This is a genomic window from Adlercreutzia equolifaciens (assembly GCF_029076695.1).
In the GTDB taxonomy this organism is placed as follows: domain Bacteria; phylum Actinomycetota; class Coriobacteriia; order Coriobacteriales; family Eggerthellaceae; genus Adlercreutzia; species Adlercreutzia equolifaciens_A.
Map to the genome: position 1 here is coordinate 1,227,695 of NZ_JARFIK010000001.1, position 24,861 is coordinate 1,252,555.

Below are 24,861 nucleotides of genomic sequence, written 5' to 3' on the forward strand. Positions count from 1 at the left end.
CTGCTCTCTTGGTGAACCGCCAATCCGCAGCCAATGGCTAGTGCCCTCGATGACAGCTACGTCCGATGGCTACCTTGTTCGCGCGCCTTCGCGGGCGGCTTCCTCGGTGAAGCCGTCGACGTAGGCGCTGGGCACTACCATGGTGCTGCCGGCTTCCTTGATGCCCTCGTTCAGCAGGTGCATGGATCGCAGGCGGAAGGCAATCTCGTCGTCGCGATAGATGTCGGCGGCCTCATGAAGCATGGCGGCAATATCCTGCTCCACCTCGGCCAGCACCACGCGGGCGTCGCGCTCGCGCTCGGCACGGGCCTCGGCGGACATGGACTCCTGCAGTTCCTTGGGAATGACAATGTCGCGGATTTCTACGAACAGGATGGACACGCCCCAGGTGCTCGTCTTCTCTTCGATGGCGCGCTTCAGCTCGTCGTCCAGCTGCACGCGGCGCATGGCCACGTCAGCCACGTTCTTGCGGCCGATGGCGTCGCGCAGGGCGGTTTGGGCGGCCATGGCCACGGAGTCGTAGTAGTCCTCTACCTCCAGGCAGGCCTTCTTCGGATCCCATACGTTCCAGAACACGGCGGCGTCCACGTTGATGGGCACCAAGTCGGCGGTGAGGGTTTCCTCGGCGCCGAAACCCGTGAGCATGATGCGCTGGTCGGCGTGAAGGGCAATGTGATCGATGAAGGGGATGGTGTAGTACAGGCCCGGCCCTGCGGTGCGCTGGTAATTGCCGAAGCGCAGAATGACCACGCGCTCCCATTGCGGCGCGATGCGGATGGTGAAGATAGCCAAAACAGCCAGGACAACGGCAATGCAGACAATCCAGATGTCGATGCCGCCCGTGAGCGCGAAGCCGATAGCGCCCACCAGCAGAAACACCACAACAAACAGAGCGGCCGAGAATACGATCGAGGCATTGTCGTCGGTGTGCTTGGTTTTCGGCGAGCTGTAGCGCTCAATGACGGGACGGTCGAAGGCCGCGTCGGCGCGATCGGCGCGTTCGCCGCGACCAAAGCGACGCCCGGTCTTAGTGCTTTCCGTCATAGTATTCCCTCTTCTCGTTGGCGGCGGCCGCGGCCTCGTCGGACTTGGCCTGCACGATGCCAGTAAGGCGACGCTGGATGTCGCGGAAGGACAGACCGCAGGCACGATACTCTTCGATGCACTGTTCGGCCAGGGCGTCCACTGCGCTTTCGGGCGAATCGTCAACCGTGACATTTTTCTGCACGTACATGCCGCGGCCGCGGACAGAGACAATGAGGCCGCTCGTTTCCAGATCGCGGTAGGCTTTCGACACCGTGTTGTAGTTCAGGCGCGCCTCGGCGGAAAGGCTGCGCAGGCTGGGCAATTGCTCGCCAGCCTTGAAGTGGCCGGTGCGAATGAGGTGCGCCAGGCGATTGCGCAGCTGCACCCACAGGGGCAGGTCGGAGGACTCGTCGATGGCGAAAAGGCGCTCGTCGTGGGCGTCGTCGGTAGCGGCCGTCCCTTCGGGCGTGCCAGAGGCTGCCAAAGGCACGCGAGCCTCGCGGCCTTCGGGAGGCGTCTCGCTGGCGGCTTCGAAGCGGTTCGGCTCGACATCCGCAATTTTCGCATCGACCATATTGCTGGCATTCATCTCAATGCACCCCACAGACAATAACGCTCCAACGTAGACAAAAAGCGCCGATCAGGCAGAGAAAATCGGACACGGGTATAGCGCGCTGCTCCTTGCGAAGCAGCGTATAGCTCTCGAGCAGGAAGGGTATCACGATCCCGAAGCCCACGGCTCCCACAAGGGCGGTGGAAAGCACGTTTGGTGCGAGCAGCGTCTCGATGGCGAGAGCTGCGCTGGGGTTGAGCCAGGCGCTCAGGCAGAACGCAACCAGGAAAGCACCCTCTAAAAGAAGGCAGGCAAGGTGCCAGCGTTGCAGCGGCCGCAGGGCGTTAAGAGAGCGCGTTTGGCCCTGGGCCAGATAATCGACAAGCATGATGACGGAAAGGCCCGACGAAAGCGCCGAGAAGAAAAACAGCCCGATGAGCGTGAGGGTGTGCCAAAGGGGAACGCCCAGGTTGCTGTAGAGGAACACGCCGGTATAGCCCATGGCAAGAGCCGCGACGGGCACGCACAAAAGCTCAAGTGCTGCCTTGATGCGGCCGCCAAGGATGCGCAGGTGAAAGAGGTTGGCTAGAGAAAGAAGCAGCCCTATCAGCAGAAGAAGCGCCAGGGAGGCTGCGCCAAAGGTGAGCACGGTGGGGTGCGGCAGAAGAAAAATGAGCATCATGCGACGGGGGTGCTCCAAGTCCCACAGAAGACACGAAAGGGCCACGGCCAGCACGATGGTGCTCAGCGGGTAGACGATGGACTTCAGAGAACGGAAGGCTCCGCGCAATTCATCAGAGCGATGGGGGTGCCGTTGATGGAAGGCGAGGCTCCAAAGAGCCATGACCAGGAACGAGCCGCCGGCAGCCCCGCCTAGGAACAAATAGGCTATGATCAGCGTTCCGTACATGGTCCCCCTGGATTGACGACACATCCCCTCATGAATGCATTATCCACGAAGATGCGCTGTTCTGGAATAGTGCAGCACTGAATCACTTTACTATGTCGGCAAAACCTATTGACTGATTTACTGAACCACTATAGTATATCAGTTAGGGAAATCGATCCGGACGGTTTCTAGGAGAAAGAAAGGTTCCGGGTTGCTTGTGTGCTTGAGTTCTGCACCGGGGGATTCACGGAACGAAACACATGAAGGGGGAGATTATGGAGACTCCACACGGGTCTGCTACGATGGACACCATGAGCCGTCGTTCCTTCGTTAAAGCTGGTAGTGCCATTGCCGCCTCTGCAGCGGCCTTGTCGGCCTTTGGCTGCGCACCGGGCACCACCGTCGAGGAGGACGAAACGGCCGGTGTCACCGAACTGGCTATCACGAACCCCGAAGAGGGCGGGGAATGGGTTGCGGCAGCTTGCTGGCACAACTGTGGCGGCCGCTGCATGAACAAGGTCATGGTGAAAGACGGCGTAGTCGTCCGTCAGAAGACTGACGACACCCATGAAGACAGCGCGGAGTACCCTCAGCAGCGCGGCTGCGTTCGCGGCAAGGCCCAGCAGCAGCAGTGCTTCGGTGCCGACCGTCTGATGCATCCTCTCAAGCGCAAAGGCTGGCAGCCCGGCGGCGGAGAGAATTCCAACGGCGAGATGCGCGGCAAGGACGAGTGGGAAGTCATTAGCTGGGATGAGGCCATCAGCCTGGCCTGCCAGGAGATTAAGCGCATTAGCGACGAGTACGGCCCCACGGGTTTCTATTGCAAGTCGCCTGATCCTACCATCAATTTGATGTGCGGTTGCGTGCGCGGCTGGGATACCACTTCGCATGGCACGTACACGTTGGGCTGCGACATGATTGGCCTTCCTCCGGTGGATTGCGGCAAGGCCAACGATCGCTTCGATCTGCCGAATGCCGACTACATCATTCTTTATTCGTCGAACCCCACGTGGTCCGCAGCTGGCACCCCGACGTACTACTTTATCCAGGCTAAGGAGTCGGGCACGAAGTTTGTTTCCATTGATCCGCTGTTCAACGCTTCGGCCCAGATGCTGGATGCCGACTGGATTCCCGTCCGCAATGGTACCGACATGGCGTTCATGCTTGCCACGGCCTATGAGATGCTGCGCTTGGACGAAGAAGAGGGCAACATCATCGACTGGGACTTCCTGAACACCTATACGGTCGGTTTTGATGCCGACCATATGCCGGCCGATGCAAAGATTAAAGAGAATCTCAAAGACTATATTCTGGGTGCTTACGACGACACCCCCAAAACTCCGGAGTGGGCTGAGCCGATTTGCGGCGTCAAACCCGAGCAGGTGACGGCGTTCGCGCGCATCCTGGGCAAAGAGAACAAGACCATGCTCCTGCACAACTACGGCATGGTGCGCTGCAATGGTGCCGAAATGATCCCGCAGATGCTCATGGCTCTTGGCGCCATGGGTGGCCACATGGGCAAATCGGGTCACGCTACGGGCGGCAATTACCATGCCGATTGCGGCAACTACGGTCCGAGTCTTGTGGCCGCGGGACGCGCTGAAATGCCCGTTACTGAGAACCCGGTGAGCACCGGCGTTCGTCAGCCTCAGCTGTATCAGCTCATTTTGAACGGCGGCGGGGACGTGGTTGATGTCTCGAACTCTTACGGTTCGTTCCATGAGCCTATTCCCACCACGCTTGGTCCCATCAAGGGTATCTTCCATGTCACTGATGCCACTCTGCAGACGTCGCTGAATCAGAAAGAGGGCATTGAGGCGCACCGTGCGGTGGAGTTCGTGCTTACTCGTGCTCAGTTTATGACCACGAACGCCCTTTATTCGGACATCGTGCTGCCGGTGACAACCGAGTGGGAGCGTGTGGGAAGCGTGACTAGCTGCAACCGTGAGTTCGTGTACTGCTACTCGCAGGTCACCGAGCCCATTGGCGAGGCTAAGACCGATCAGGAAATCGGTACGCTGCTCCTTGAGGGCATGGGCATTGATCCTGCTCTGGCTTACGGCAAATCCGAACAGCAGCAGTTCTTCGAGCAAATTGCGGGCAGCACCATCATGGGCGACGACGGCGAGATGGCGCCTCTCGTTACCATTACGGCTGAGGATATTGCCGAGTGGGGTGTTGACGGTCAGCCGCAGGAAGGCGTGGTGAGCCTTACCGACTTTATCTCGAACGGCGGCTATCAGTACCAGCGCACTCCCGACGACGGTCATGGATACATCGGCTACGCGGACTTCGTTTCTGATCCTGTGGCCAATCCGCTCACGAGTGCCAGTGGCAAGCTGGAGATTTACTGCCAGGCTCGCTATGACCTGATGGCCTCTTACGGTTTCCCGGGTATCGAGGACTATAAGCCTTACCCCACGTACGTCGTGCCTTGCGTGGGCTACGAATCGACGTTCGAAGGTGGCAAGATCGGCGGGAAGCGCAGCGAGTATCCTTACCTCATGTACAACCCGCATTACCTGCGTCGCTCGCACTCGGTCTTCGATAACTGCGCTTGGTTGCGCGAAACCTGGGGCAATCCGGTGTTCCTGAACCGAGACGATGCCAAAGAGAAGGGCATCGCAGAAGGTGACACGGTGCTCATTAGCACGAAGGCGGGCCAGGGTCTGCGCCGGGCGGCCATTCTCGATATTCTGATGCCTGGCGTTGTAGGCGTTCCGCATGGCGCCTGGGTCGATGTTGACGAGGAGACGGGTATCGATCGCGCGGGCTCCGACAATTACTTGTTGGGTGCCGAGTACGGCGGATTTGGCGTGTCGGGTTACAACAACTACGTCTGCAACATTGAGAAATACGATGGGGAGCCCATCGGTCTGGACTGCGATGTTGCGCCGCGCCTGATTGCTGGCGCAACGGTTGCTGAGCCGACGGCGTAAGCGAGGGGTGAATACAATGGCTATTGGATTCTACGTTGACGTGACGCGCTGCACGGGATGCCGTGCCTGCGAGGTTGCCTGCAAAGATAAAAACCGCTTGAGCGGCGGTATGCGCTTCCGTAACGCTCACACTTATTCGGTGGGAAGCTTCCCGGACGTCCGGGCGTTCTCCTGCACCTTCAGCTGCAATCATTGCGATGAGCCGGCTTGTGTGGCCAACTGCCCGACGGGGGCTATGTTCAAGTCCGAGGACGGCGCGGTGCTCCATCAGGATGATGTGTGCATCGGCTGCAAGACCTGCGTGAACAGCTGTCCCTATCAGGTTCCGGTCATCGACGAGGAGCAGGGCATTTCGCGCAAGTGCGACAGCTGCATCGCCATCCGTACCGCTAGCGGTCAGCCGGCATGCGTTGCCGGCTGCCCCAATCGCGCCCTGGACTTCGGCGAGATCGAGGACTTGAAGGCGAAGTACGGTGAGGACCTGGTGAACGAAACCACGGTGCATCCCGATCCCAGCATGACGGGCCCCAGCCTGCTCATCAAGGTGAAGGACGCTGCCACTACCGGTGAGCCCACCGAGGTGGCTTGGTAGAAGCACGAAGGGTCGCCCGGCTTAGTCGGGCGACCCTTTTGGAAGAGGGGGAGATGGTGATGTTTTCTGCTGAAGAGGCCCTGGAGGCTCTTGCGGCCCGGGTGTACGCGTATCGCGTGCTGCACATTGTGTTCGGAAGCGAGCCGACCGAACAGGAACTGCAGCTTCTGAAGAGTCCGGAGACGCTTCAGGCATGCCAGGCGCTTGCGGCGGTGGGTTATCCTGTAGAATCGCTCATTGATCAGGTGGGTCTCAAGGATGAGGCGGTTTCTGAAGCGTCGACCACCGAGCTTTTGCGCAACCAGTTTACGCGCCTGTTCGCGGTACCCGGGGACAGCTACGTGAAGCCGTGGGAATCGGTGTACGTGGGCAAAACCGACGTTCTGTTCACGCAGGTTACCCTTGATGTGCGCAGCCGCTACGAGGCTCTAGGCTTCAAAGCGCAGGAGAAGGGTCATTTCCCCGAAGACCATCTCTCGATGATGCTCGATTTCATGGGCGCCGTGGCCGAGCGGGCCTACGAAGCGGCCGCGAGTGGGGATGACGCTGAGGCGCAGCGCCTGGTTGAGGCGCAAGTTGCATTTGCCCAGCAGCATTTGGCCAACTGGCTGCCACTCTTTTGCGAGGCTCTGGAAGCGAAGGACGCTACGGGTTTCTTCGCGGCCTACGCTCAGGTCACGCGTGCTTTTGTAGAGGCCGATCAAGCTCTTGCCAGCCAGCTCGTCGCTTCACTGTCGAGCAACGAATAACTGCACCCCCTCCTTCGCCCGCCATGCGCCCCTCCCAGCATGGCGGGCTTTTTGCGGTCGAATGCAATTCTGGGCTCCTCATAGAGAGCGTGGAAATTGACAGTTGGGAAAATAGCAAACATTTGTTCTTTAAATAGTCTTGGTAACTGCTATAGTGGGGCGAGAATTGAGAAGAGGCTGGGTGTGCCCTAACTTCCTCCCGGAAGGACAGCCATAAAGGGAGGAGGTACGGTGGTGCAAAATACCTCATCGCAAAATATACCAATTGACTACTATACGAAAAACCGTATAATTAAGTGGGAAGTAGACCTCAGCCGAATTGTTGACTGGCTAGATTCTCTCGACGATGAAACTGTGCAATTGGTTTTGGCGGCAATCGATCTGCTGGCTGATAAGGGTCCGGCTCTCAAGCGGCCTTTCGTTGGCTCGGTCGAGGGGTCGCGCTTTCGCAACATGAAAGAGCTGCGACCGGGATCTACGAGGAAATCTGAAATTCGCATCCTCTTCGCGTTCGATCCTGGTAGGCGTGCAATCATGTTGTTTGCGGGCGACAAGCAGCGCTGGTGGAACAAATGGTATCGGCGAGCTATTCCCTTGGCTGATAGGCTGTATCAAGAGCATCTCGATGATTTGGCGAAAAGAGGGCAACGTAATGGTGACTGTTGACGAGTACATTGATCGGCGTGGGCTTGATCGCGCTGCTGTCGCTAAGGAAAAGGAGCGACTCGAGGCTAAACTTGAGGCCTATGAACTTGCGGAGATTCGCAAAGAGGCGGGGCTCACTCAGATTCAAATGGCGGAAAGCATGGGGGTCAGCCAGAAACGCATTTCTGAAATTGAGCATGGCAAGGCGGGCGCCATTAAGCTAAGTACGCTCGAGCGCTATGCCGCTGCATTGGGGGGAAGGCTGCGGGTAGAGATCGAGTGCCCAGCCGCTGACGGCACGGTGCGCTCGCTTCCTGTTCCTCTGGTTTCCTGCTAGGGATGGAGCGGCTGCAGTTTGCGGTGGCTTTTTCCTGGCGAAAAAACGGAGCAGAATTCGGTGTTGACTCTTTGCCAAGGAGGCGTCATGGGGCTTGCGCTATCTGGCGAAGACGGCCGGTGTTCTTTGTTATAGTGGCCGCAAAAGGTATGAGAGGGGAGTATGGTGGCGGAATTGATTGGCCAGGCGGAGCGTGATGCTTACGCGGCGCAGTACGAGGATATCGAGCGGGGATTCTTAGAAGCGGCGGGATCGTTCGGGCTTGAATTCGCTTTGGATGCTGCGGGGAATCGCGAGGCTTCTGCGGTCGACTTGGTGGCACCGCATGCGGCCTATCGCCAGCGTGTGGCCGAACTGGCGGCTCAGGGCGCGCACGTGGCCAATGATGGCAAGAGCGTGTGGACTACCTGGAAGTCGCCCGCCTGCGAAGCTTGCATCATGGGTGTGGGCACCGAAACCTTTCTCACGTCCACGAAGTGCCCGCGTAACTGCTACTTCTGCTTCAACCCCAACCAGGAGGACTACGAGTTCTTTCTTGCCCACGTCAACCCCATCGCTCAGCAGTTGGAGGAGCGCTACCGCCAGAAGGCGGCATTCAAGGAGCTGGCCATTACGGGCGGCGAGCCGTTGCTGCACCTGCCCGAGGTGATCGCGTTCCTGGAAACGGCGCAGCGCCTGTACCCGCAAGTGCGTACGCGCTTGTACACCAGCGCCTTCGGCTGGACCAACGAGGTGCGCGATGCGCTGGCGGCCGCAGGCCTTGCCGAGGTGCGTTTCAGCGTGAAAATGGAGGACGCTCCCGAGGAAATCGAGAAAGTGCTCGCAGCCATTGGGTCGGCCGTGGGGCACTTCGATGCTGTGATGGTCGAGATGCCGGTCATGTCCGACCAGCAGCAGGCTATGGAGTCGTTGCTGGTGCGCCTCGATGAGCTGGGTGTTACGGGCATCAACCTGCTTGAGCTGTGCTTTCCCTTCCACAACGCCCAGGAGTTTGCTGCTCGCGGCTACCGGCTCAAGCCCAGCCCCTACCGCGTGCTGTACAACTACTGGTACGGCGGTGGTCTCCCCATTGCTGGCAGCGAGGAAGTGTGTCTCAACCTGGTACAGTTTGCCCTTGAGCGCGGGCTATCGCTGGGAGTGCATTACTGCTCGTTGGAGAATAAGCTGACGGGGCAGGTGTACCAGCAAAACCTCCCGGCCCAATCTGCGTTTACAGGCTACGAAATGGACGAAGACGACTTCTTCTTGAAGTCAGTCAAGGCGTTCGGTCCGGCGGTGCCGCTGGTGCAAGACGCGTTAGCCCAGGCAGGGCTCTCTGCGGCTGCCGAAGCTCATGAGGAGTTTGGATTCATCCAGGTGACGCCTTCAGCCTGGCAGCGGGTGCGCGAGGGGTTGCCGAAGGTGGCCGCGGCCCTTAGCTACGCGGTGGTGGAGGCCGATGCCGATGGCCCGTATCTGCGTGAGTTGAAGGTGGAGCAGCTCTAGTCCTGCCCGTCTTCGCGCTCTTTGAGCTGGCGATCGATCTCGTCTTTCACGGCGTTAACGGGTGCTTCTCCTTGGAAGTAGTCAGGATCGCGCACCATGCGACGGGCCTCGAAAGCCGTAATCCCGAAATCGTAGAGAGCGTGAGCCAGGGCCACGGCGGCCAGCATGTCCGTCAGCACATAGAACGTGCCCAGAAGAAGACCGATGGCTGTTACCACCAGGTTGGCATAGAGACAGTGGTACTGGGTGTGCATGAGGGTAAATACCACCGTTGAGGCAATGACGGCGATGATCGCCGCACCCGCGAAGCCCAGAACGGGCTCGGCCACCGCCATCACTACGCCGATGACGGCGAAGCGAAAGCCCACTTCTTCGGCGCAGCCTACACCTAGCATGAGGGGTGCGATTTTTCCGAGGGGTAGGCGCGCTATCTCGCCGCTCAGGCCACGGCGCACTTCGAGCACCTCTTCGCGGCCCTTCGCGGTACGCCAAGCCAGCCCTTCGGCCGCGCGATCAATGCCGAACATGAGCGCGGCAAGCACGATGGCGCAGCCCAAGGACCAGGGCCATCCGATCGCCAGGGCGTCGGCCCATGCCGCGGCCCAGCCGTTAGTGACGGCCTGCCACAAATCCTCGCCGCGCAGGCAGCACAGCACGATGGTGCAGATGATAGCTGCCACCGTGGTTGCGAGTACTGATCCGACTAAGACTTGGATCAGGCGACTCTCCTCTTCCTGCGGAAGGGGGAACTTCTCGCGAGCTTTGGCGAAGACATCCATAGGGACTCCTGGTTTGGACAGACGGCAGGGTGCGCGGTTGCGCTACGTCCCCAGTGTACGCCTGATTTTCATCTCCGTTCGTAGATTTTGGCAAAGCGGCTTTTTGCCCTTCGACAACTTGTCGCTAGCAGTTGCCGGTATAAACGTTTTCCAAATAGCATCGCGCGACGCTTGCCAAGCGATGGACGTCGGCCACGGGGGTGGCGGGGCGGTCGGTCAACCGGTGGCAGGGGAAGAAGCGCGTCAGGTGATAGGGGATGGTCGGATCCAGCGAGGCAAGCCATTGGGCGGCTGCGGCAATTTCCTGCTCGCTGTCGTTTTTGCCGGGTATGACAAGGGTGGTGACTTCCAGATGGCAGGTAGATGTGGCGGCCAGCGTGGCAATGGTGCGCTTGACCGTTTCCAGGTTGCCGCCGACGAAATCGTAGAACTCCGGGGTGAATCCCTTGAGATCGATGTTGGCCGCATCGATAAGAGACAGCAGTTCGGCCAAGGGCTCGGGGTTCACGAAGCCGTTGGACACCAGGACATTCACCAGGCCGCGCTGGTGGGCCAAGTACCCCGTATCGCGTACGAACTCGTAGCCGATAAGAGGTTCGTTGTAGGTGAAGGCAAGGCCGATATTGCCCTGGTTGCGCACAGATTCGGCCAACTCTACCAGTTCGATGGGCTGCACTTCTTTCCAGGGCACGTCCTTTGGCCCGGCGCAGGCGATGGAGGCGTTTTGACAGAACGGACAGCGAAGGTTGCAGCCATAGGAGCCCACGGACAGCACCAAGGCTCCTGGATGAAACTGTGTCAGCGGCTTCTTCTCAATGGGGTCGAGGGCCAGCGACGTGAGGCGCCCGTAGTTGTCGTCCACGACGCGACCGTCCAGGGCGCGGCGCCCGCGGCAGAGTCCCCATTGCCCTTCGGCCAGCGCGCAGCCATGTGGGCAGACGAAACAGGTGACGCGGCCGTCAATGGAGGGCGTCCCGGACAGCGAATGCTCATTCATGGCGCGGCTCGCCTCCGACGGTGTGGCGCACCACCTCGAAGCGTTCCAGCTTGGCGTTCTCGTTCGGACGCATGCCGGCTTTCTGCTTGGCAATGGCAATCTGGTCCATGACGGTGTCGACGCCTTCCAGGTCAGGCAGCAAAAGCCCGCGCTTGAAGCCGTGGCTTACGATGACGCCGTAGCGCTTCGGGTCCAGCTGCTCCAGCGAATCGACGGGCTCGGGCTCGCCCAGTACATCTACCGAGTAGGACAGGTGGTCCAGCTCATCGGGGCGCACAGCGGGGAAACGCGGGTCCTGCGTGGCTGCCGCCACTCCGTTCATGATGATTTCCTCGGCCAGGGAGGCGCGGGTGGGGGCAATGGTGCCGATGCAGCCGCGCAAGTTGCCGAACTCATGCAGGCTCACGAAGGCGCCGGCGCGACGGTGGGTCAACTCGGGCGGCAGGTTGGCGGGAACTGGCAGCACGCGGCCGTCGCGCACGATGGACTCGACGCTGGCACGGGCCAGCGCCACGAGGGGATCAATGTCGCGGCCGCGCTCTTCCTCTTCCCGTATTTCTGTGGCCGTTTCGGCTTCGGTGCTGGTAGGGGCCTTCTCCACCTCGAACGCTGCCACGCCATAGCCCACCCCGAAAGGGCCTTCGTAGCTCAACAGCTCGGCGGTATAGGGCAGCCCCTCCAGGGCTCCGGCCATAATCTCGAAGGAGCGCAGACCACACTCGGCGGCACCGTCACACAGCGCTTCGTTCAGGTCGAACAGCTCTTGGAGGCGCCCTTGGCAGAAGATGTCGGCAATGACCTGGTCGAATTGCGGACCTTCGGGCGCGAAGCCGTAGGGGCCGTCAGCCTTGAGCTTGTGGGAAAGATCGCCGCTGGCGATAAGCACGCAGCGCGTGTCCAGAACGTCAGCCGCCTGGGCAATAGCCTGGCCGAGGAAACGGTGGTCGGCGTCGCTCAGACCTGAGAGGCCGATGCGCACCACAGGCACGGCGGACAGGTCCACGGTCTGGGCCAAGAAATACAGGGGGACAAAGGTGGCATGATCGAGCTCCTCCATGCCCTGGGGCGCGCCGGCGCTGGGAATGGAGCGATGGCGCAAGCGCGCAGCGACGGCTTCGGCGAAGGGCCGATCGGTGCGCACCGTGATGCGCTCTTGGGGCTGGCCGAAGGCGGCCATCGAGCCGTGCTCCTCGGGGGTGTCGGCAATGAAGAAGCCATCGCGGTAGAGCGGTGCGTGGGGAGAGGTGATGACGATGACCTGCGGTTGATGGGCGGCAGCGCGTCGGGCCACTTCCTGATAGGCGGCGATAGTGTCGGCGATGGCGGCTTCTTGGCCGCGGCCCACCGCGGGCACAATGAGGGGTGGATGGGGGACGGCGTAGGCGGCAAGCAGGCTCATGGGATCATCTTCCTTTTCATGACCAGGCAGGTAGGCAATGGTTCCATGGTGCACCGAGTAAGGTGCTGTTGCGGCGTTGGTGGGGGAAGTGTCACAAGATTGTTGGCGCTGCACCGCTTGAGCGCAGCCCCGCTTCGTCCGCAACCCAGTCGACAGGTTGATCGAAGGACGCAACGGCGCCCAGAGCATGCAGGTCGGAAACACGCTGGACGGTGCGAGTCAATCCCAGGCTTGTGCCCGGGAAGGAGGCGAGGAAGCGATCGTAATAGCCACCGCCATAGCCCAGACGGTAGCCGACATCGTCGAACAGCAGCCCGGGCGCGAGCGCCAGCGCACGAGGGTTGACCGTCCGGGGATCGATGAGCGTTGCGGAGTTGTTCGGCGGTTCCAGTATGCCGCCATAGCCAGGGACAAGGTCGGACAGGGAGGTGATGGCGTGCCAGGTCATGAGGCCGCTGCCCGGTAGGCAGCGGGGAAGGGCAACTTCCTTATCCTGGCGCAGCGCCTCTTCGATCAGGGTATGAGTGTCCACTTCGCTTCCGAAGGAGCGGTAGGCGAGGATCAGTGGGGCGCGGGAAAAGAGGCTGCTCTCTATGACGGCTTGGGCCATGGCGCGGTCGGCAGCCATGCGGGTTGGGGGATCGAGACTGTCGCGCAGCGCCTGCGCTTGTTGGCGCAGCGGCTTTTTGCCGTTGGTTGTGAGATGCGCGCGGTTCATGATGCTCCTAAGGTAAAACGTTGCCGTCGGCCTGTCAGCCGTTAGGGTGTCGTCGGCGCCAAGAAAGCCCGCAGGGAAAGGACGGCGCCAGCCTCAGTGCCAAGGGGGTCGGGGACGGCGAGTTGTTAGCTTCAGCATAGCAGGCGTTTCCACTTGCGGGGTTGTCGCCTTGTCCGTGGGTCGCTTCTGGTCAATCGGCGGCTGTTTTCCATCGAGCAGGCGGATGGCGGGCACGAAATCGTTCCTTTGCGGCTGCAGATCCCGCTGGCAACGGTTGGGGAAACACTTGCTCTCGGTGTTTTGACGAATGGCTTGGTGGCCAGGGATGTCGTCCGGCTGGGCGCACAATGGCTATGGTACGTGCACTTCAAAAGAAAGGATGTGCCATGATTGAGCAATTAAGTGAAAGCGACTTTTCCCAGAAAGTTATCGACGCGCCGGGCAAAGTGCTGGTGGAATTCTTCGCCACGTGGTGCCCGCATTGCCAGCGCATGATGCCGGTTATCGGCTTGGTGGCTGATCGTCTCGAGGGCGAGGTGCCCGTCTATCAGGTGGATATCGACAAATGCCCGCAATTGGCCCAGAAGTATGCCTCCAACGGCGTGCCCACCTTCTTGCTCTTTGAGGACGGCGTAGTGAAAAAGACCCTGGTGGGCGAGCAGTCCGAGCAGCATCTGCAGCAGCTGGCTGCCTAAGGGCCCCGAATAGCGGGACGCCGCTGCGCCGCGTCGCGTATAGCGCGGTGCTTTGCGCCGAACGCGGTTTGGGCGACGGTCCTTTATGGTTGATGGGAGTGCTGGATATTCGGCGCTTTGTCCTTCCTGGGACAGGCGGCCCCTTCTTCGGAAGGGGCCGCTTGTCGTTCTGTCAAAAGTTCTCTTGACTTGGAGTTGGCTCTAATTATTACTATCATGATCAGAGACTACTGAGAGGAGACTCCATGACTGCACCGTTCGAGGGCGTCGGCAAGCTTGGCTTCGGCGCCATGCGCCTTCCCCTGACCGACCCCGATGACGTAACGGCTATCGACATCGAGCAGGTCAAAGCCATGATCGATGAGTTCATCGCCCAGGGCGGCACCTATGTGGACACCGCCTTCGTGTACCACAACGGTCACTCGGAAGGAGCGCTGCGCCAGGCGCTGGTGGAGCGCTACCCGCGCGAGGCCTTCACGGTGGCTACTAAGTGCCTGGCCTGGGCCTGTCCCAGCAAGGAGGAGGCGCAGGCCTGCCTGCCCACCTCGTTGGAGCGCCTGGGCGTCGACTACATCGACTACTATCTGCTGCACAACGTGGGCGGCCCCCGCACGGCCAAGTTCGACGAGTACGACATGTGGAACTTCGTGGCCCAGGCCAAGGCCGACGGGCTCATTCGCTACGCGGGCTTCTCCATCCACGACGGCGCCGATGTGCTCGACGAGATTCTAACGGCGCACCCCGAGATGGACTTCGTGCAGGTGCAGGTGAACTACTTGGATTGGGACGACCCGGTGGTGCAGTCCCGGCGTTTGCTGGAAGTGGCGGCCAAGCATGGCGTTCCCGCCATCATCATGGAGCCCGTGCGCGGCGGCCGCTTGGCGAATCTGCCCGAGCGCGGTGCCGAGGTGCTTCGCGCCGCAAACCCCGAGGCCAGCCAGGCTTCCTGGGCCTATCGCTTCTGCCTCGAGCAGCCGAACGTGCTGACCGTGCTGGCCGGTGCCTCGTCGCTTGAGCAGATGCAGGACAACATGCGCACCTTCCAGACCCACAAGCCCTTCACCGCCGCCGAACGCGAGGCCATCGACGGCGCCATCGCCGCGCTGCGCTCGGTGGATCTCATTCCCTGCACCAACTGCGGGTACTGCGTGAAGGACTGCCCCGAGGGTGTGAAGATCCCCGAAATCATGGGCATGCTGAACTTGGAGCGCACCACCGAGGATCGTGCTTTCGTGAAGAACCAGTACAGCTGGCAGGCCACGGGCGGCCGCGCCTCCCAGTGCATTCAGTGTGGCACCTGCGAGGCCATGTGCCCTCAGTCCATCGGCATCATCGACCACCTGGTAGAGGCTGTGGAGCACTACGAGGACTAAAGGGGCTGGCGCGCAAACGAGCGAATTGCAGAGGGGCGGCTGCCGTTTCGGTAAGCCGCCCCTCTTGTTGCGAGAGACAATGGCTCCCTACAGCACGCTGGTGACGAACGTGGCCAGAAGCGGAATGCTGGCCAGGGCCAGCACGGTGGTGACGAAGGTGCCTTGGGCCATTACCCGGCTGTTGCCGCCGTACTGGTAGCAGAGCATGGTGCCGTTGGTGGCCACGGGCATGCCGGTGAGCATGATGGTAACAGCAAGCATGAGGCCGCTGGGAACGAAGGGGCTGAAAACGGCCCATATCAGGACGGGCATAACCATCAGGCGGAACAGCGAGCAAATCCAAAGACGCGGGCTGCCCAACAGCTCGCGTGCCGGCATATTCGCCAAAGAAGACCCGATAATAAGCAGGGCTGCCGGGGTGGTGATGGATCCCAGGGTGTTCAGCGCGTCGCCGAGGATGGGCGCATGGTGGATGCCCAAAAGCGTCAGCACGATGGCAATCAGGCATGAGATCATGACGGGCGTGACGAAGGTGCGCCACGTAGTTTGCACTTTGACGCCGTCGGTGTCCTGGGTAAGAAACCAGGCGCCCACGGTGAACACAAAAAGGTTGAAGGGCAGATTGAACACAGCCGCATAGACCAGCGCGTCGGGCCCGAATACGGCGGTGAGCACAGGGTATCCGATGAAGCCCACGTTGCCGAAGCACAGCATGAACCGGTACACGCCGCGATGCCCGTCGGGAATGCGCAGCAGCAGCGTGAATCCGTAGGCCACCACGAACATAATGAGCATGCTGGCAAACGAAAGCCCCAGACACTCCCACACCTCTTGAGCCGAAGGAAGCTGCGTGGCCGTAAGCACCGATCCCAGAATCATGCCGGGCAGAGCAATATTGATGACCAGCTTTGACAACATGCGATCGAACTCATCGTTCATGAAGCGCAGCTTCTTCGCCCCGTAGCCCACGGCCACAATGGCGAAGAGCGTCACAATTTCCTGGAATATGCCAAGCATGCCTTCGGGCACAGGCAGCGTCCTTTCTGTCGCTGTTGGGTCGCCCTTTGCGGGCGCAATCCAACGGAAGCTTTTCGAGGCTTATTTGGCCACTATTTTGCGGTTAGTTAACGCCGATCAGTCAGACACGACCCGCAAGAGGTAGTTTTCTTCCTCTGAGGAAAATACGACCTGGGGTTTTGCCGTTGAACGAGAGGGTGCGCGAGGGACGCCGGCAGCTTCGCGGCCCATGCGCCGCGCAAAGCGGCTAACAAAACGAAAAAAAGCCTGCGTGTTGCTGGCGCCTTCAACGTTCGGGCGCCTTTTTCCTCGATGCTTGCTCTGTGGAGGTCTCTGATGTGGTCGGGCGTTGTCGTATACTGGCCACTGCTGTTTTTCGTCGTTGAAAGGATTGCCATGTTCACCATCGGATGCCACCTGTCCAGCGCCAAGGGCTATCTGAAAATGGCGAAGGACGCGGTGTCCATCGACGGCAACACCTTCCAGTTCTTTACGCGCAACCCGCGCGGCGGAAAGGCCAAGGCCATCGATCCGGCCGATGTGGCCGCCTTTCACGAGTACGCCAATGAGCATGGCATTACCACGTTCTTAGCCCATGCTCCCTACACCATGAACCCCGCGGCGGCGAAGCCGGAAACGCGCCAGTTCGCCATCGAGCTGCTTACTGATGACCTTATGCGCATGGAGAACACCCCAGGTCAGCTGTACAACATGCATCCTGGCTGCCATGTGGGTCAGGGCACGGAAAAGGGCATCGAGCTCATTGCCGACGCGCTCAACCAGGTTATGACTCCGGACCAAACCACCACGGTGCTCTTGGAAACCATGGCGGGGAAGGGCTCGGAAGTGGGCGGTCGCTTCGAAGAGCTGGCGGCCATTATCGAGCGCGTGGATCAGGCGGACAAAATGGGCGTGTGTTTGGACACCTGCCATGTATGGGAGGGTGGCTACGACATTGTCGGCAACCTTGATGGCGTGCTTGAGGAGTTCGATCGCATTGTGGGCCTCGATCGCCTGCGCGCCATTCACCTCAACGATTCCAAGAATCCTCTTGCCGCGCACAAGGATCGTCACGAGGCCATTGGCGAAGGGCACATCGGCTTCGAGGCCCTCGCGGCGGTGACGAACCATCCGGCCCTGCGCGATTTGCCCTTTTTTCTGGAAACACCCCAGGATAACCTGGACGGCTGGGCGGCAGAAATTGCCGCTTTGCGCGCCGCTCATCAGGAAGGGTAGACGCTCTAAATCACAAAGAAGTACACGCTGAAGAACTGCAGGCAGCTGCCGGCCAAAACGAACAGGTGAAACACCGAGTGCAGGTACTTCACCTTCTTGAAGATGTAGAACACGGCGCCCACGGTGTAACAGATGCCGCCCGCAGCCAGCAGCCAGAACCCCACAGGGTTCATTACCGCAAACAGCGTGGGCAAAAACACCACAATGGACCAGCCCAGGGCCACGTAGAGCACGGCGGAAATCCAGCGCGGGCGGAAGGTCCAGAATGCCTCAAAGGCAATGCCCAGAAGCGCCACGCCCCACACGAACGCGGCGAGCCATATGCCGCCATAGGGCGCCAAAGTGACCAGGCAGTAGGGCGTGTAGGTGCCGGCAATAAGCAGGTAGATGCCTGAATGGTCAAGCACTTTGAACACGCGCTTGGCGCCTTCGATGGCAATAGCGTGGTAAAGCGTGGACATCAAATACTCCAGCAGCAACGCGATGCCAAATACCAGGCCCGCCAAAAGCAGCATGCCGCCACCATCGGCTACCGACTTCACAACGAGCAGCACCAATGCCGCCACGGCCAGGCCCGCTCCTACGCCATGGGTTACAGCGTTGAAGATTTCCTCGCCCACCGAATACTCGCGCACGCGGCGCTTCGTCACTCCCACGGGGCACGGTTTGGCCGCCGCCGCAGCGGCGTTGGGGGAGAGCTCGGGATGCTTGAGTGGGATGGCCTTCATGGATCCTCCTTGGAGTGGATAGAGTCTCATGATAGTTCAGGGAAGGGGCCGATCGGGAAACAGAAGGGAAACGGGGCAGGAAGAACAAAAGAAGACAGACGATAACAAGCGAAGGCGCGCTCCATTTGGCTTTGGCGTGGTTCGTTAATCGGCGCTGCAAGCGCTATGAACGCCGCTCCTGTTCCCTCATTGCCTTCAGGATGGCGCGCTTCTTCGCCTGCTTGTCGGCGTAGGCTTGCTTCTCGGCGCGATGGCGGGCGCGCTCGGCCTCGGCGGCGGCGCGTTCTTCGGCATGGGCCGCGGCTTCAGCCTCGCGGGCCGCCCGGCGCGCAGCCTTGCGCTCCTCGCGCTCGGCTTCGGCCTCGGCATCGGAGAAGCGGCAGCCGCAGTAGTTCTGGCGGTACATGCCCCCCTCGCGCGATCGGCGCGTGGCCTCATCGTAGAAGGGGCGGTAATCCTCGAAGTGAGCGATCAGCCCTTCGGCGGCCGCAGCGCGCTCCAATTCTTCACGGATGACCTGGGTGTATTGGTAGGGGCTGACGGATAGCGTGGTGCCCAGGGTGTCGTAGCCGTGCTCCCGGGCATAGCGGGCCGCCTCCTCGAAGCGCAGGCGATAGCAGGCACGGCAGCGTGCCTCGCGGGCCGCCGCGGCCTCGGAATCTGCTGAAATGCTGGGTGTATGTGCGGCTGTTTCGTCTTCTGCGGTATGGGGGTCCGGGCCGTGCACCATGCCGAAGCGCTCAAATGCGGCATCGCCCACACGACCGGCCGTGGCCTCCCAGGCGTCTGCATCGTAGGTGCCCTCGATCACCGGCACCGCTTCGCCTTCGGCCCATTCGCGCAGGGTTTCCAGGCGATGGGCGTACTCATCGGCGGGGTGGATGTTCGAGTTTGCGTAGAAGATGACCGGATTGAAGCCCTCTTCGCGTAAGAGGCGCACAGGCTCAAGGGAGCACGGCCCACAGCAAGCATGAAGAAGCATGTTGGTCATAGTTCCGGTTTCACTTCCTTGACGGGGTTCCTCAACCAAAAAAAAGCGGCCGAGCATTGCGCCTCGGCCGCTTCAAATGGCAGGCTTTCGCTACTCGGCAGCCAGCGGGCTCGGCACGGTGTAGGTGCGGGTGGCGCACTCGCGATCCAGGTCGTACAGGCCCTTGGGGTCGCCGCCGAACAGCTTCATGTTGGTGATCATGGTGTCGGCGTTGTCCTCTTCCTCCAGCTGCTCGTCGATGAACCAGCCCAGGAATTTCTGAGCGCGGTAGTCGTGAGCTTCCAGAGCGGCGGCATAGATGTCGTTGATGAGCGACGTCACGTACTTCTCGTGCTCCATGGCAGCCTCCAGCGGCTCCAGGAAGTTGGCGAACACCTTGTCAGGCTGGTCGATGGCCAGCAGCTTCACCTTCTCGCCGTTCTCGTGCAGGTAGTTGCGGAAGATCATGGCGTGATCGCGCTCTTCCTGAGCCTGGATTTCGAAGTAGTTGGCGTAGCCGGACAGGCCCTCCTCCTCGTAGTAGTCGGCGAAGGATAGGTACAGATAGGCGGAGTACAGCTCCTTGTTGATCTGATCGTTGATGAGTTCGTAGACCTTGGCGTCCATGGAAATCCTTTCTTGTTGGTGCCGCGCTGCTCGTGGTGCGCGGCAAAATCGAACGATGACAGCATACCGCGCTTGAGAAAAAAGTGGTCGGATTCCTTTCATTTTAACGAAAGCGAAAAGCGGAAATTTGCGGGTGCGGCACCGCGGTCAGCGCCGTTCTGTGGAGAAAGTCTCGAATTGGAGCTGCTGGTATACCGTAGTAGGTGCTGTGGCCTTATCGAAATGTACAAATCTAGACATTTCGATAAGGCCACAGGCGGAACACCCCCTCCCGGATCGTGGTTTGTTTCATGAAACCAACAAATAAGGGGTTCGGTCACCGAAGGGTGGGTCTTCGGCTACCATGGGGGCGTGGCAACAAGGCGTGAGCAATATCACGAGCTTGATTATTGGGCCCACTGCAGGATGAGCAACCTGCAGTGGGCCCAACGCTTTGCCGGTACAAAAAAGCCCGGCCGAAACCGGGCTGAGCGTGGCGATGCCGTTTATGCGGGCCATGGGTTCCGAACCTGCCGCCGCTTTATTTCTGCAGCCTTAGGCGTCGTTGCCCACCAGGCCGTTCACCAGAGCGGACACAATCGAAATGACGATAGAGGCCACGAAGGCACTGCCGAAGCTGGCAATGTAGAAGCCTGCTCCGAACAGGCCGTTGGCCAGCCATGCGGCAATGTAGAGCAGCAGCGTGTTCACGATAAGGTAGAAGATGCCCAGGGTAAGGACGGTAACGGGCAACGACAGCACTTGCAGGATGGGCTTGATGGACATGTTGATGAGCGACAGGATAAGGGCGAAAAGCACAATGCCCACCCAGGTAGAGCCGCTATTGACAATCTCGATGCCAGGAACAATCCATACCGCAGCGGCAACGGCGATGGCGGTGGCAATCCAGCGAATAATGAAGTTCATAAGTGCCTCCTTTTCCATTGGGGCCATTATGTCAAAATGAGACCATGACCAGAAAACACGACAACAAGCCGAAACGCAGCAGTAACCACCCCGCAAGGCCGCGGAAAAACAACCGCGGTCAGCCGGGTGCGCCGAAGGCTCAGCAAGGTGGGCCGGTGGCTTCGGGCTGCGCGCTCTGCCCCGTTTTCGGACAGTGCGGCGGTTGCAGTCAATTGGATGTGCCCTACGACCAGCAGCTGTCCGCCAAGCAACGCGCCGTTTTCGAGCTGTTCGAAGGCTTGGCTCCCGCCGAGGCGTTCCAGCCAGTGCTGGGTATGGAGCATCCCTTTCACTATCGCAATAAAGTGGTGTCTCCCTATGCGCCGGCGAAGGGCAAGCGCGGCACGGGCGCAGGTAAACGCGCGGCCGAGCGCGGCGCCGAGTCGGCCAAGCGCCATGGTGCGAAGGCGCTTCGCAGCACCCAGGGGTCGCGCAACCCCCAGCAAGCGCGAGAAGCCATTCTCACCGGCATGTACGCGCCGGGCACGCATCGCCTTATTCCCACGGACGCCTGTGCCATCGAGAACGAGACGGCCAAGCAGGTGACCCTGGCCGTCCGCGACATAATGGCCCGCTGGGACATGGCGCCTTACAACGAGGACACCGGCGAGGGCTTCGTGCGCCATGTGGTGGTTCGCGTGGGTCATGAGAGCGGGGAAGTGCTCGTCACCGTGGTGACCAACGGCGAGGAGTTTCCCTCGGCCAAAGCCTTCTGCCGCGAGCTGGTGCGCCGTGTGCCGGCTATCACCACCATCGTGCAGAACGTGAACACGCGCCAGACCAATGTCATCCTGGGCGAAAAGGAGCGCACGCTCTACGGCCCCGGCTTCATCCTGGATACCCTGTGCGGTCTCAGCTTCCGCATTTCGTCGAAGTCCTTCTACCAGGTGAACGCCACGCAAACCGAAGTGCTCTACGATGAGGCCGTGCGCCTGGCGCAGCTGACGGGCGCCGAAACCGTTATCGATGCCTACTGCGGCACGGGCACCATCGGCCTGGTGGCCGCCAAGCGAGGGGCTCGCCGCGTCATCGGCGTCGACAGCGTGGCCTCCGCCATCCGCGACGCTGCCACCAATGCGCGCCATAACGGTGTGGGGAACGCCGATTTCGTGGCCGAGGACGCCACGGCGTTCATGGAGCGCCTGGCCGCCTCAGATGAGCGGCCGGAGCCCCTGGTGCTGCTCATGGATCCACCCCGCGCTGGTTCGACGCCCGAGTTCCTGGCGGCGGCCTGCGCCCTGGCGCCCCAGCGTATCGTCTACATCTCCTGCAACCCCACCACTCAAGCCCGTGACGTGCGCCAGCTCGTCGACAGCGGTTACGAGATAAAAGCAATTCGCCCGGTGGACATGTTCCCCCACACCGATCACATAGAATCGATCGTGATGCTGGAAAAGCACGCGAGCGAACCAAAGGGCCCGACCCCGAGGAGTCACAACCATGATCACGACTGACATTCTAGAAAAAACGCAGGCCACCATCGCCGACCATCATCTGATAGCTCCTGACGGGGGCGCTCTGCTCATGGTGTCGGGCGGCTCCGACTCCACGGCTCTGGCCTACGTGGCGGCTGCGCTGCGGGAGGCGGGCGCTCTGGGGCCCGTGGCCATGCTCCATGTGAACCACAAGCTGCGCGGCCAGGACGCCGACGACGATGAGGCCTTCGTCCAAAAGTTGGCCGAGGCCCTCGATATTCCGCTGTTCATCTGCGCCATTGATATTGCCGCCGAGGCCGAGCGCACCCATGAGAACGTGGAGGCTGTGGCGCGTCGCGAGCGTTATCTGGCTGCTAACGAGGCCCTGCGCTCGATGTGCCAGCACGAGGGCTGCCCCTTGTCCGAGGCGCGCATCTTCACGGCCCACACCGCCGACGATCGCATCGAGAACTTCTACATGCGCTCCATTGTGGGCACGGGACCGGGCGGCTTCCGCTCCATGAAGTATCGCAACGGGCCGGTGGTGCGCCCGCTGCTCGATGTGACCCGCGACCAGCTGCGCGACTACCTGTCGGCCCGGGAGGAAGCGGGCGAGACGGTGGTTCGCGATGCGGCGGGGGCGCTCTGGCGTGAGGACGCCACCAACGCCCACACCGATCGCTTCCGCGCCTACGTGCGCCATAAGGTGGTGCCTCCGGCCAAGGAATGGAACAGTGCCCTGCCTGAGGTGCTGGTGCGCTCCATGAACCTCATTGCCGACGAGGACGACATGCTTGACGAAATGGCCGCCGATCTGGTGGAGGAGTCCAGCGTCTGGGTGGCCGAGGACGATACCTTCGGTATCGATCGTTCCGAGGGCTTCCGGTTGCTGCCGGCGTTCGGGCAGGCGAAACGGCCGCTGCAGCGCCGCGCGGTGCGCGAGCTTTTGCAGGCCATGCTCGGTCCGGATGCCCGTGTCGAGGCGGCAAGTGTGGAGGCTGTCCTACAGGGTTTTGCCGATGGCCAGCCCAACAGCGGCTACGTGGCCAATATCCAGTATGATCTAGCGGTAAGTGCGAACAAGCGCGGCGTGTTGGTAGAGCCCATGGCCTACTTCCGCGCCCGTAGAAAGAAGGACCATCATGACTGAGAGCAAGGTATCGGTAACCGACGAAATAGCCGAGGCAGTGGGCAACGCCTCTCTCGAGCAGGCGGTGCGCGAAGCGCAGACCGATTTGCATGAGACGGCGGCCGACTACAATGACGCCTACGAGGATCCGGCTGCGGCCGAGCGCTATGAGGAAGCCGGTGATGTTGCCCCTTTTGAGGTAGTCCTCGCCAGCGGCAGTCCGCGTCGTCGCGAGCTGCTTGCTGACGCGGGCGTGAAGTTCACGGTGCGCACGCCGGTGACCCCGGTGGACGAGTCTCTGGAGCCCGACTTGGCGGCTGATCCCGTGGAGGCGGCGAAGAAGTTGGCCGAGCGCAAGGCCGGCGCGGTCATCCAAGAAGTGCTGGCCGAGAACTACACGGGCATGCTCATTGTGATCGGCGCCGACACCATGGTGGTGCTCGACGGCAAGATCTTCGGCAAGCCCCGCAGCGCCTCGGACGGCAAACACATGCTGCGCCAGCTGTCGGGACGCACCCACGAGGTCATCACCGCGGTGTCGGTGTGGATGGTGTCGGCTCCCACGGTGGAGGAAGTCTCCCTGGGTTTCCGCACGCTGGCCGACGTGAGCCGCGTCACCTTTAAGGATCTGAGCGACGAGGAGATCACCGAGTACCTGAAGAAGGGCGAATCCTTCGACAAAGCCGGAGCCTATGCCATCCAGGGCGCGGGCGCGGCGCTGGTGGATCACTACGATGGCGCCTATGACACCATCGTTGGTCTCCCTGTCGAGCGCCTCATCAAGGAATTTCCCGATCTGGCGCAGTCCTAAGGGCGTTCGCAGTTAAACGGGATGCTTTTCCAGCAAATAAACCCCATTGGTAACCGCGCTTAATGTGTGGCGTTACCGTATTGTGTCCGTTCGTTGAAAGGTCTTTGGTAAACTGAAACGGAAACTAGACGCCCGGGGCCTTCCTGGTCACGGGCAAGTCCAACTCGGGCGGACGGAGCCTCTGTCCCTCCGACAAAAGAGAAGGTGCAACGGTGCATAACGACGTTTCAGAGATCATTTTCTCCGAGCAGGATCTTGCCAATCGCGTAAGCGAACTCGGCGCCGCCATCACGCGCGACTACAAGGATATTGCCGGCGATGAGGGCATCGTGGTCATCTGCGTGCTGCGCGGCGCGGCCATGTACACATGCGACCTTATCCGCGCCATCGACATGCCGCTGGAGGTCGACTTCATGGCGGTGTCGTCCTACGGCAGCGGCGTGAAAAGCTCCGGCGTGGTGCGCATCCTGAAGGATCTGTCCAGCAACATCCAGGGCCGTCACGTGGTCATTGCCGAGGACATCCTCGACTCGGGCCTGACGCTCAGCTATCTCATCAAGAACCTGGAATCCCGCGGCCCCGCTTCTATTTCGGTGGCCACGCTGTTGCGCAAGGACACCCCGAACCAGGCCGACGTCAATTGCCGTTACGTGGGCTTCGAGTGCCCCGACGAGTTCATCGTCGGCTACGGCCTCGACTACGCGGAGCGCTACCGCAACCTTCCCTATATCGGCGTCCTCAAGCCTGAAGTTTATCAGTAAAGGCAGACACTCATGGCAGACAACAACACCCCTAAGAAACCAAACC

At 60.9% G+C, this 24,861-nt stretch carries 25 protein-coding genes; 13 read left to right on the forward strand and 12 right to left on the reverse strand.

Annotated features, from left to right (window positions below):
• Positions 1–69: 69 nt before the first annotated feature.
• From PZH32_RS04915 to nrfD, 3 genes are read right to left on the reverse strand one after another with little or no spacing between them, the layout of a single operon-like run.
• The gene (locus PZH32_RS04915) at positions 70–1,044 is read right to left on the reverse strand and encodes a slipin family protein (RefSeq protein ID WP_275206574.1); all 975 of its coding nucleotides are present in this window, start codon (positions 1,042–1,044) and stop codon (positions 70–72) included.
• Positions 1,028–1,615 (reverse strand): GntR family transcriptional regulator, encoded by a 588-nt coding sequence (locus PZH32_RS04920; protein ID WP_275206575.1) that lies wholly within the window; start codon positions 1,613–1,615, stop codon positions 1,028–1,030. Before PZH32_RS04920 ends, PZH32_RS04915 begins: the two co-directional genes overlap by 17 nt.
• A 1-nt stretch (position 1,616) precedes the next feature.
• Positions 1,617–2,489, reverse strand: a complete 873-nt coding sequence (nrfD, locus tag PZH32_RS04925) for an NrfD/PsrC family molybdoenzyme membrane anchor subunit (protein WP_275206577.1) — start codon at positions 2,487–2,489, stop codon at positions 1,617–1,619.
• Between the two features lie 254 nt (positions 2,490–2,743).
• On the opposite strand from nrfD, the gene PZH32_RS04930 reads away from it, so the two are divergent.
• The 6 genes from PZH32_RS04930 to PZH32_RS04955 all read left to right on the forward strand — a co-directional run bounded on the left by PZH32_RS04930 (position 2,744) and on the right by PZH32_RS04955 (position 9,215).
• On the forward strand, positions 2,744–5,407 hold the full coding sequence (locus PZH32_RS04930) for a molybdopterin-dependent oxidoreductase (protein ID WP_275206578.1): 2,664 nt from the start codon (positions 2,744–2,746) through the stop codon (positions 5,405–5,407).
• 16 nt (positions 5,408–5,423) lie between these two features.
• Complete coding sequence (locus PZH32_RS04935; RefSeq protein WP_275206580.1) at positions 5,424–5,999, forward strand: 4Fe-4S dicluster domain-containing protein; 576 nt, start codon at positions 5,424–5,426, stop codon at positions 5,997–5,999.
• A 53-nt stretch (positions 6,000–6,052) separates the two neighbouring features.
• Positions 6,053–6,748, forward strand: a complete 696-nt coding sequence (locus tag PZH32_RS04940) for a TorD/DmsD family molecular chaperone (RefSeq protein WP_275206582.1) — start codon at positions 6,053–6,055, stop codon at positions 6,746–6,748.
• Positions 6,749–6,979: 231 nt separating this feature from the next.
• Complete coding sequence (locus PZH32_RS04945) at positions 6,980–7,414, forward strand: type II toxin-antitoxin system RelE/ParE family toxin (RefSeq protein ID WP_275206584.1); 435 nt, start codon at positions 6,980–6,982, stop codon at positions 7,412–7,414.
• Positions 7,401–7,730 (forward strand): helix-turn-helix domain-containing protein, encoded by a 330-nt coding sequence (locus PZH32_RS04950; RefSeq protein WP_275206585.1) that lies wholly within the window; start codon positions 7,401–7,403, stop codon positions 7,728–7,730. The genes PZH32_RS04945 and PZH32_RS04950 overlap by 14 nt, the downstream gene beginning before the upstream one ends.
• Positions 7,731–7,892: 162 nt before the next feature.
• The gene (locus PZH32_RS04955; protein ID WP_275206587.1) at positions 7,893–9,215 is read left to right on the forward strand and encodes a radical SAM protein; all 1,323 of its coding nucleotides are present in this window, start codon (positions 7,893–7,895) and stop codon (positions 9,213–9,215) included.
• Here the strand turns inward: PZH32_RS04955 and PZH32_RS04960 are convergent.
• From PZH32_RS04960 to PZH32_RS04975, 4 genes are all read right to left on the reverse strand, one after another.
• Positions 9,212–9,994, reverse strand: coding sequence for a CPBP family glutamic-type intramembrane protease (locus tag PZH32_RS04960; protein WP_275206589.1), 783 nt, complete (start codon positions 9,992–9,994; stop codon positions 9,212–9,214). The genes PZH32_RS04955 and PZH32_RS04960 overlap by 4 nt on opposite strands.
• A 124-nt stretch (positions 9,995–10,118) precedes the next feature.
• Complete coding sequence (gene amrS, locus PZH32_RS04965; RefSeq protein WP_275206590.1) at positions 10,119–10,991, reverse strand: AmmeMemoRadiSam system radical SAM enzyme; 873 nt, start codon at positions 10,989–10,991, stop codon at positions 10,119–10,121.
• Positions 10,984–12,390 carry an AmmeMemoRadiSam system protein A gene (gene amrA / locus PZH32_RS04970; RefSeq protein WP_275206592.1) on the reverse strand — a complete coding sequence of 469 codons (1,407 nt, stop codon included), beginning with the start codon at positions 12,388–12,390 and terminating at the stop codon, positions 10,984–10,986. The genes amrS and amrA overlap by 8 nt, the downstream gene beginning before the upstream one ends.
• A 91-nt stretch (positions 12,391–12,481) precedes the next feature.
• Positions 12,482–13,108 carry a 5-formyltetrahydrofolate cyclo-ligase gene (locus PZH32_RS04975; protein WP_275206593.1) on the reverse strand — a complete coding sequence of 209 codons (627 nt, stop codon included), beginning with the start codon at positions 13,106–13,108 and terminating at the stop codon, positions 12,482–12,484.
• Positions 13,109–13,494: 386 nt separating this feature from the next.
• Here PZH32_RS04975 and PZH32_RS04980 point away from each other — a divergent pair, with 386 nt between their 5' ends.
• Together PZH32_RS04980 and PZH32_RS04985 are read left to right on the forward strand one after the other, a co-directional pair.
• Positions 13,495–13,803: a thioredoxin family protein gene (locus PZH32_RS04980; RefSeq protein WP_275206594.1), complete on the forward strand. Its 309-nt coding sequence runs from the start codon at positions 13,495–13,497 to the stop codon at positions 13,801–13,803.
• Positions 13,804–14,048: 245 nt separating this feature from the next.
• On the forward strand, positions 14,049–15,176 hold the full coding sequence (locus PZH32_RS04985; protein ID WP_275206596.1) for an aldo/keto reductase: 1,128 nt from the start codon (positions 14,049–14,051) through the stop codon (positions 15,174–15,176).
• Between the two features lie 87 nt (positions 15,177–15,263).
• Here PZH32_RS04985 and PZH32_RS04990 read toward each other — a convergent pair whose 3' ends face one another.
• Entirely contained in the window at positions 15,264–16,205 is a 942-nt protein-coding gene (locus PZH32_RS04990; protein ID WP_275206598.1) for an AEC family transporter, read from the reverse strand.
• A gap of 384 nt (positions 16,206–16,589) precedes the next feature.
• Between PZH32_RS04990 and PZH32_RS04995 the strand changes: the two genes are divergently transcribed.
• Positions 16,590–17,429: a deoxyribonuclease IV gene (locus PZH32_RS04995; RefSeq protein WP_275206599.1), complete on the forward strand. Its 840-nt coding sequence runs from the start codon at positions 16,590–16,592 to the stop codon at positions 17,427–17,429.
• 5 nt (positions 17,430–17,434) lie between these two features.
• On the opposite strand, the gene trhA is transcribed toward PZH32_RS04995, so the two are convergent.
• From trhA to PZH32_RS05015, 4 genes are all read right to left on the reverse strand, one after another.
• On the reverse strand, positions 17,435–18,157 hold the full coding sequence (gene trhA / locus PZH32_RS05000) for a PAQR family membrane homeostasis protein TrhA (RefSeq protein ID WP_275206600.1): 723 nt from the start codon (positions 18,155–18,157) through the stop codon (positions 17,435–17,437).
• Positions 18,158–18,320: 163 nt separating this feature from the next.
• A complete protein-coding gene (locus PZH32_RS05005) occupies positions 18,321–19,148 on the reverse strand; it encodes an epoxyqueuosine reductase QueH (RefSeq protein ID WP_275206601.1) in 828 nt (275 codons plus the stop codon).
• A 90-nt stretch (positions 19,149–19,238) separates the two neighbouring features.
• Entirely contained in the window at positions 19,239–19,754 is a 516-nt protein-coding gene (locus PZH32_RS05010; protein ID WP_275206602.1) for a ferritin, read from the reverse strand.
• Between the two features lie 534 nt (positions 19,755–20,288).
• Positions 20,289–20,660 carry a phage holin family protein gene (locus PZH32_RS05015; protein WP_275206603.1) on the reverse strand — a complete coding sequence of 124 codons (372 nt, stop codon included), beginning with the start codon at positions 20,658–20,660 and terminating at the stop codon, positions 20,289–20,291.
• Between the two features lie 155 nt (positions 20,661–20,815).
• Here PZH32_RS05015 and rlmD point away from each other — a divergent pair, with 155 nt between their 5' ends.
• The 4 genes from rlmD (at position 20,816) to hpt (ending at position 24,815) form a co-directional block, all read left to right on the forward strand.
• Positions 20,816–22,153 carry a 23S rRNA (uracil(1939)-C(5))-methyltransferase RlmD gene (rlmD, locus tag PZH32_RS05020; RefSeq protein WP_275206604.1) on the forward strand — a complete coding sequence of 446 codons (1,338 nt, stop codon included), beginning with the start codon at positions 20,816–20,818 and terminating at the stop codon, positions 22,151–22,153.
• Entirely contained in the window at positions 22,140–23,264 is a 1,125-nt protein-coding gene (tilS, locus tag PZH32_RS05025; protein WP_275206605.1) for a tRNA lysidine(34) synthetase TilS, read from the forward strand. The genes rlmD and tilS overlap by 14 nt, the downstream gene beginning before the upstream one ends.
• Positions 23,257–24,054, forward strand: coding sequence for a Maf family protein (locus PZH32_RS05030; protein ID WP_275206607.1), 798 nt, complete (start codon positions 23,257–23,259; stop codon positions 24,052–24,054). Before tilS ends, PZH32_RS05030 begins: the two co-directional genes overlap by 8 nt.
• A 212-nt stretch (positions 24,055–24,266) precedes the next feature.
• On the forward strand, positions 24,267–24,815 hold the full coding sequence (gene hpt, locus PZH32_RS05035; RefSeq protein WP_275206608.1) for a hypoxanthine phosphoribosyltransferase: 549 nt from the start codon (positions 24,267–24,269) through the stop codon (positions 24,813–24,815).
• The last annotated feature ends 46 nt before the right edge of the window (positions 24,816–24,861 follow it).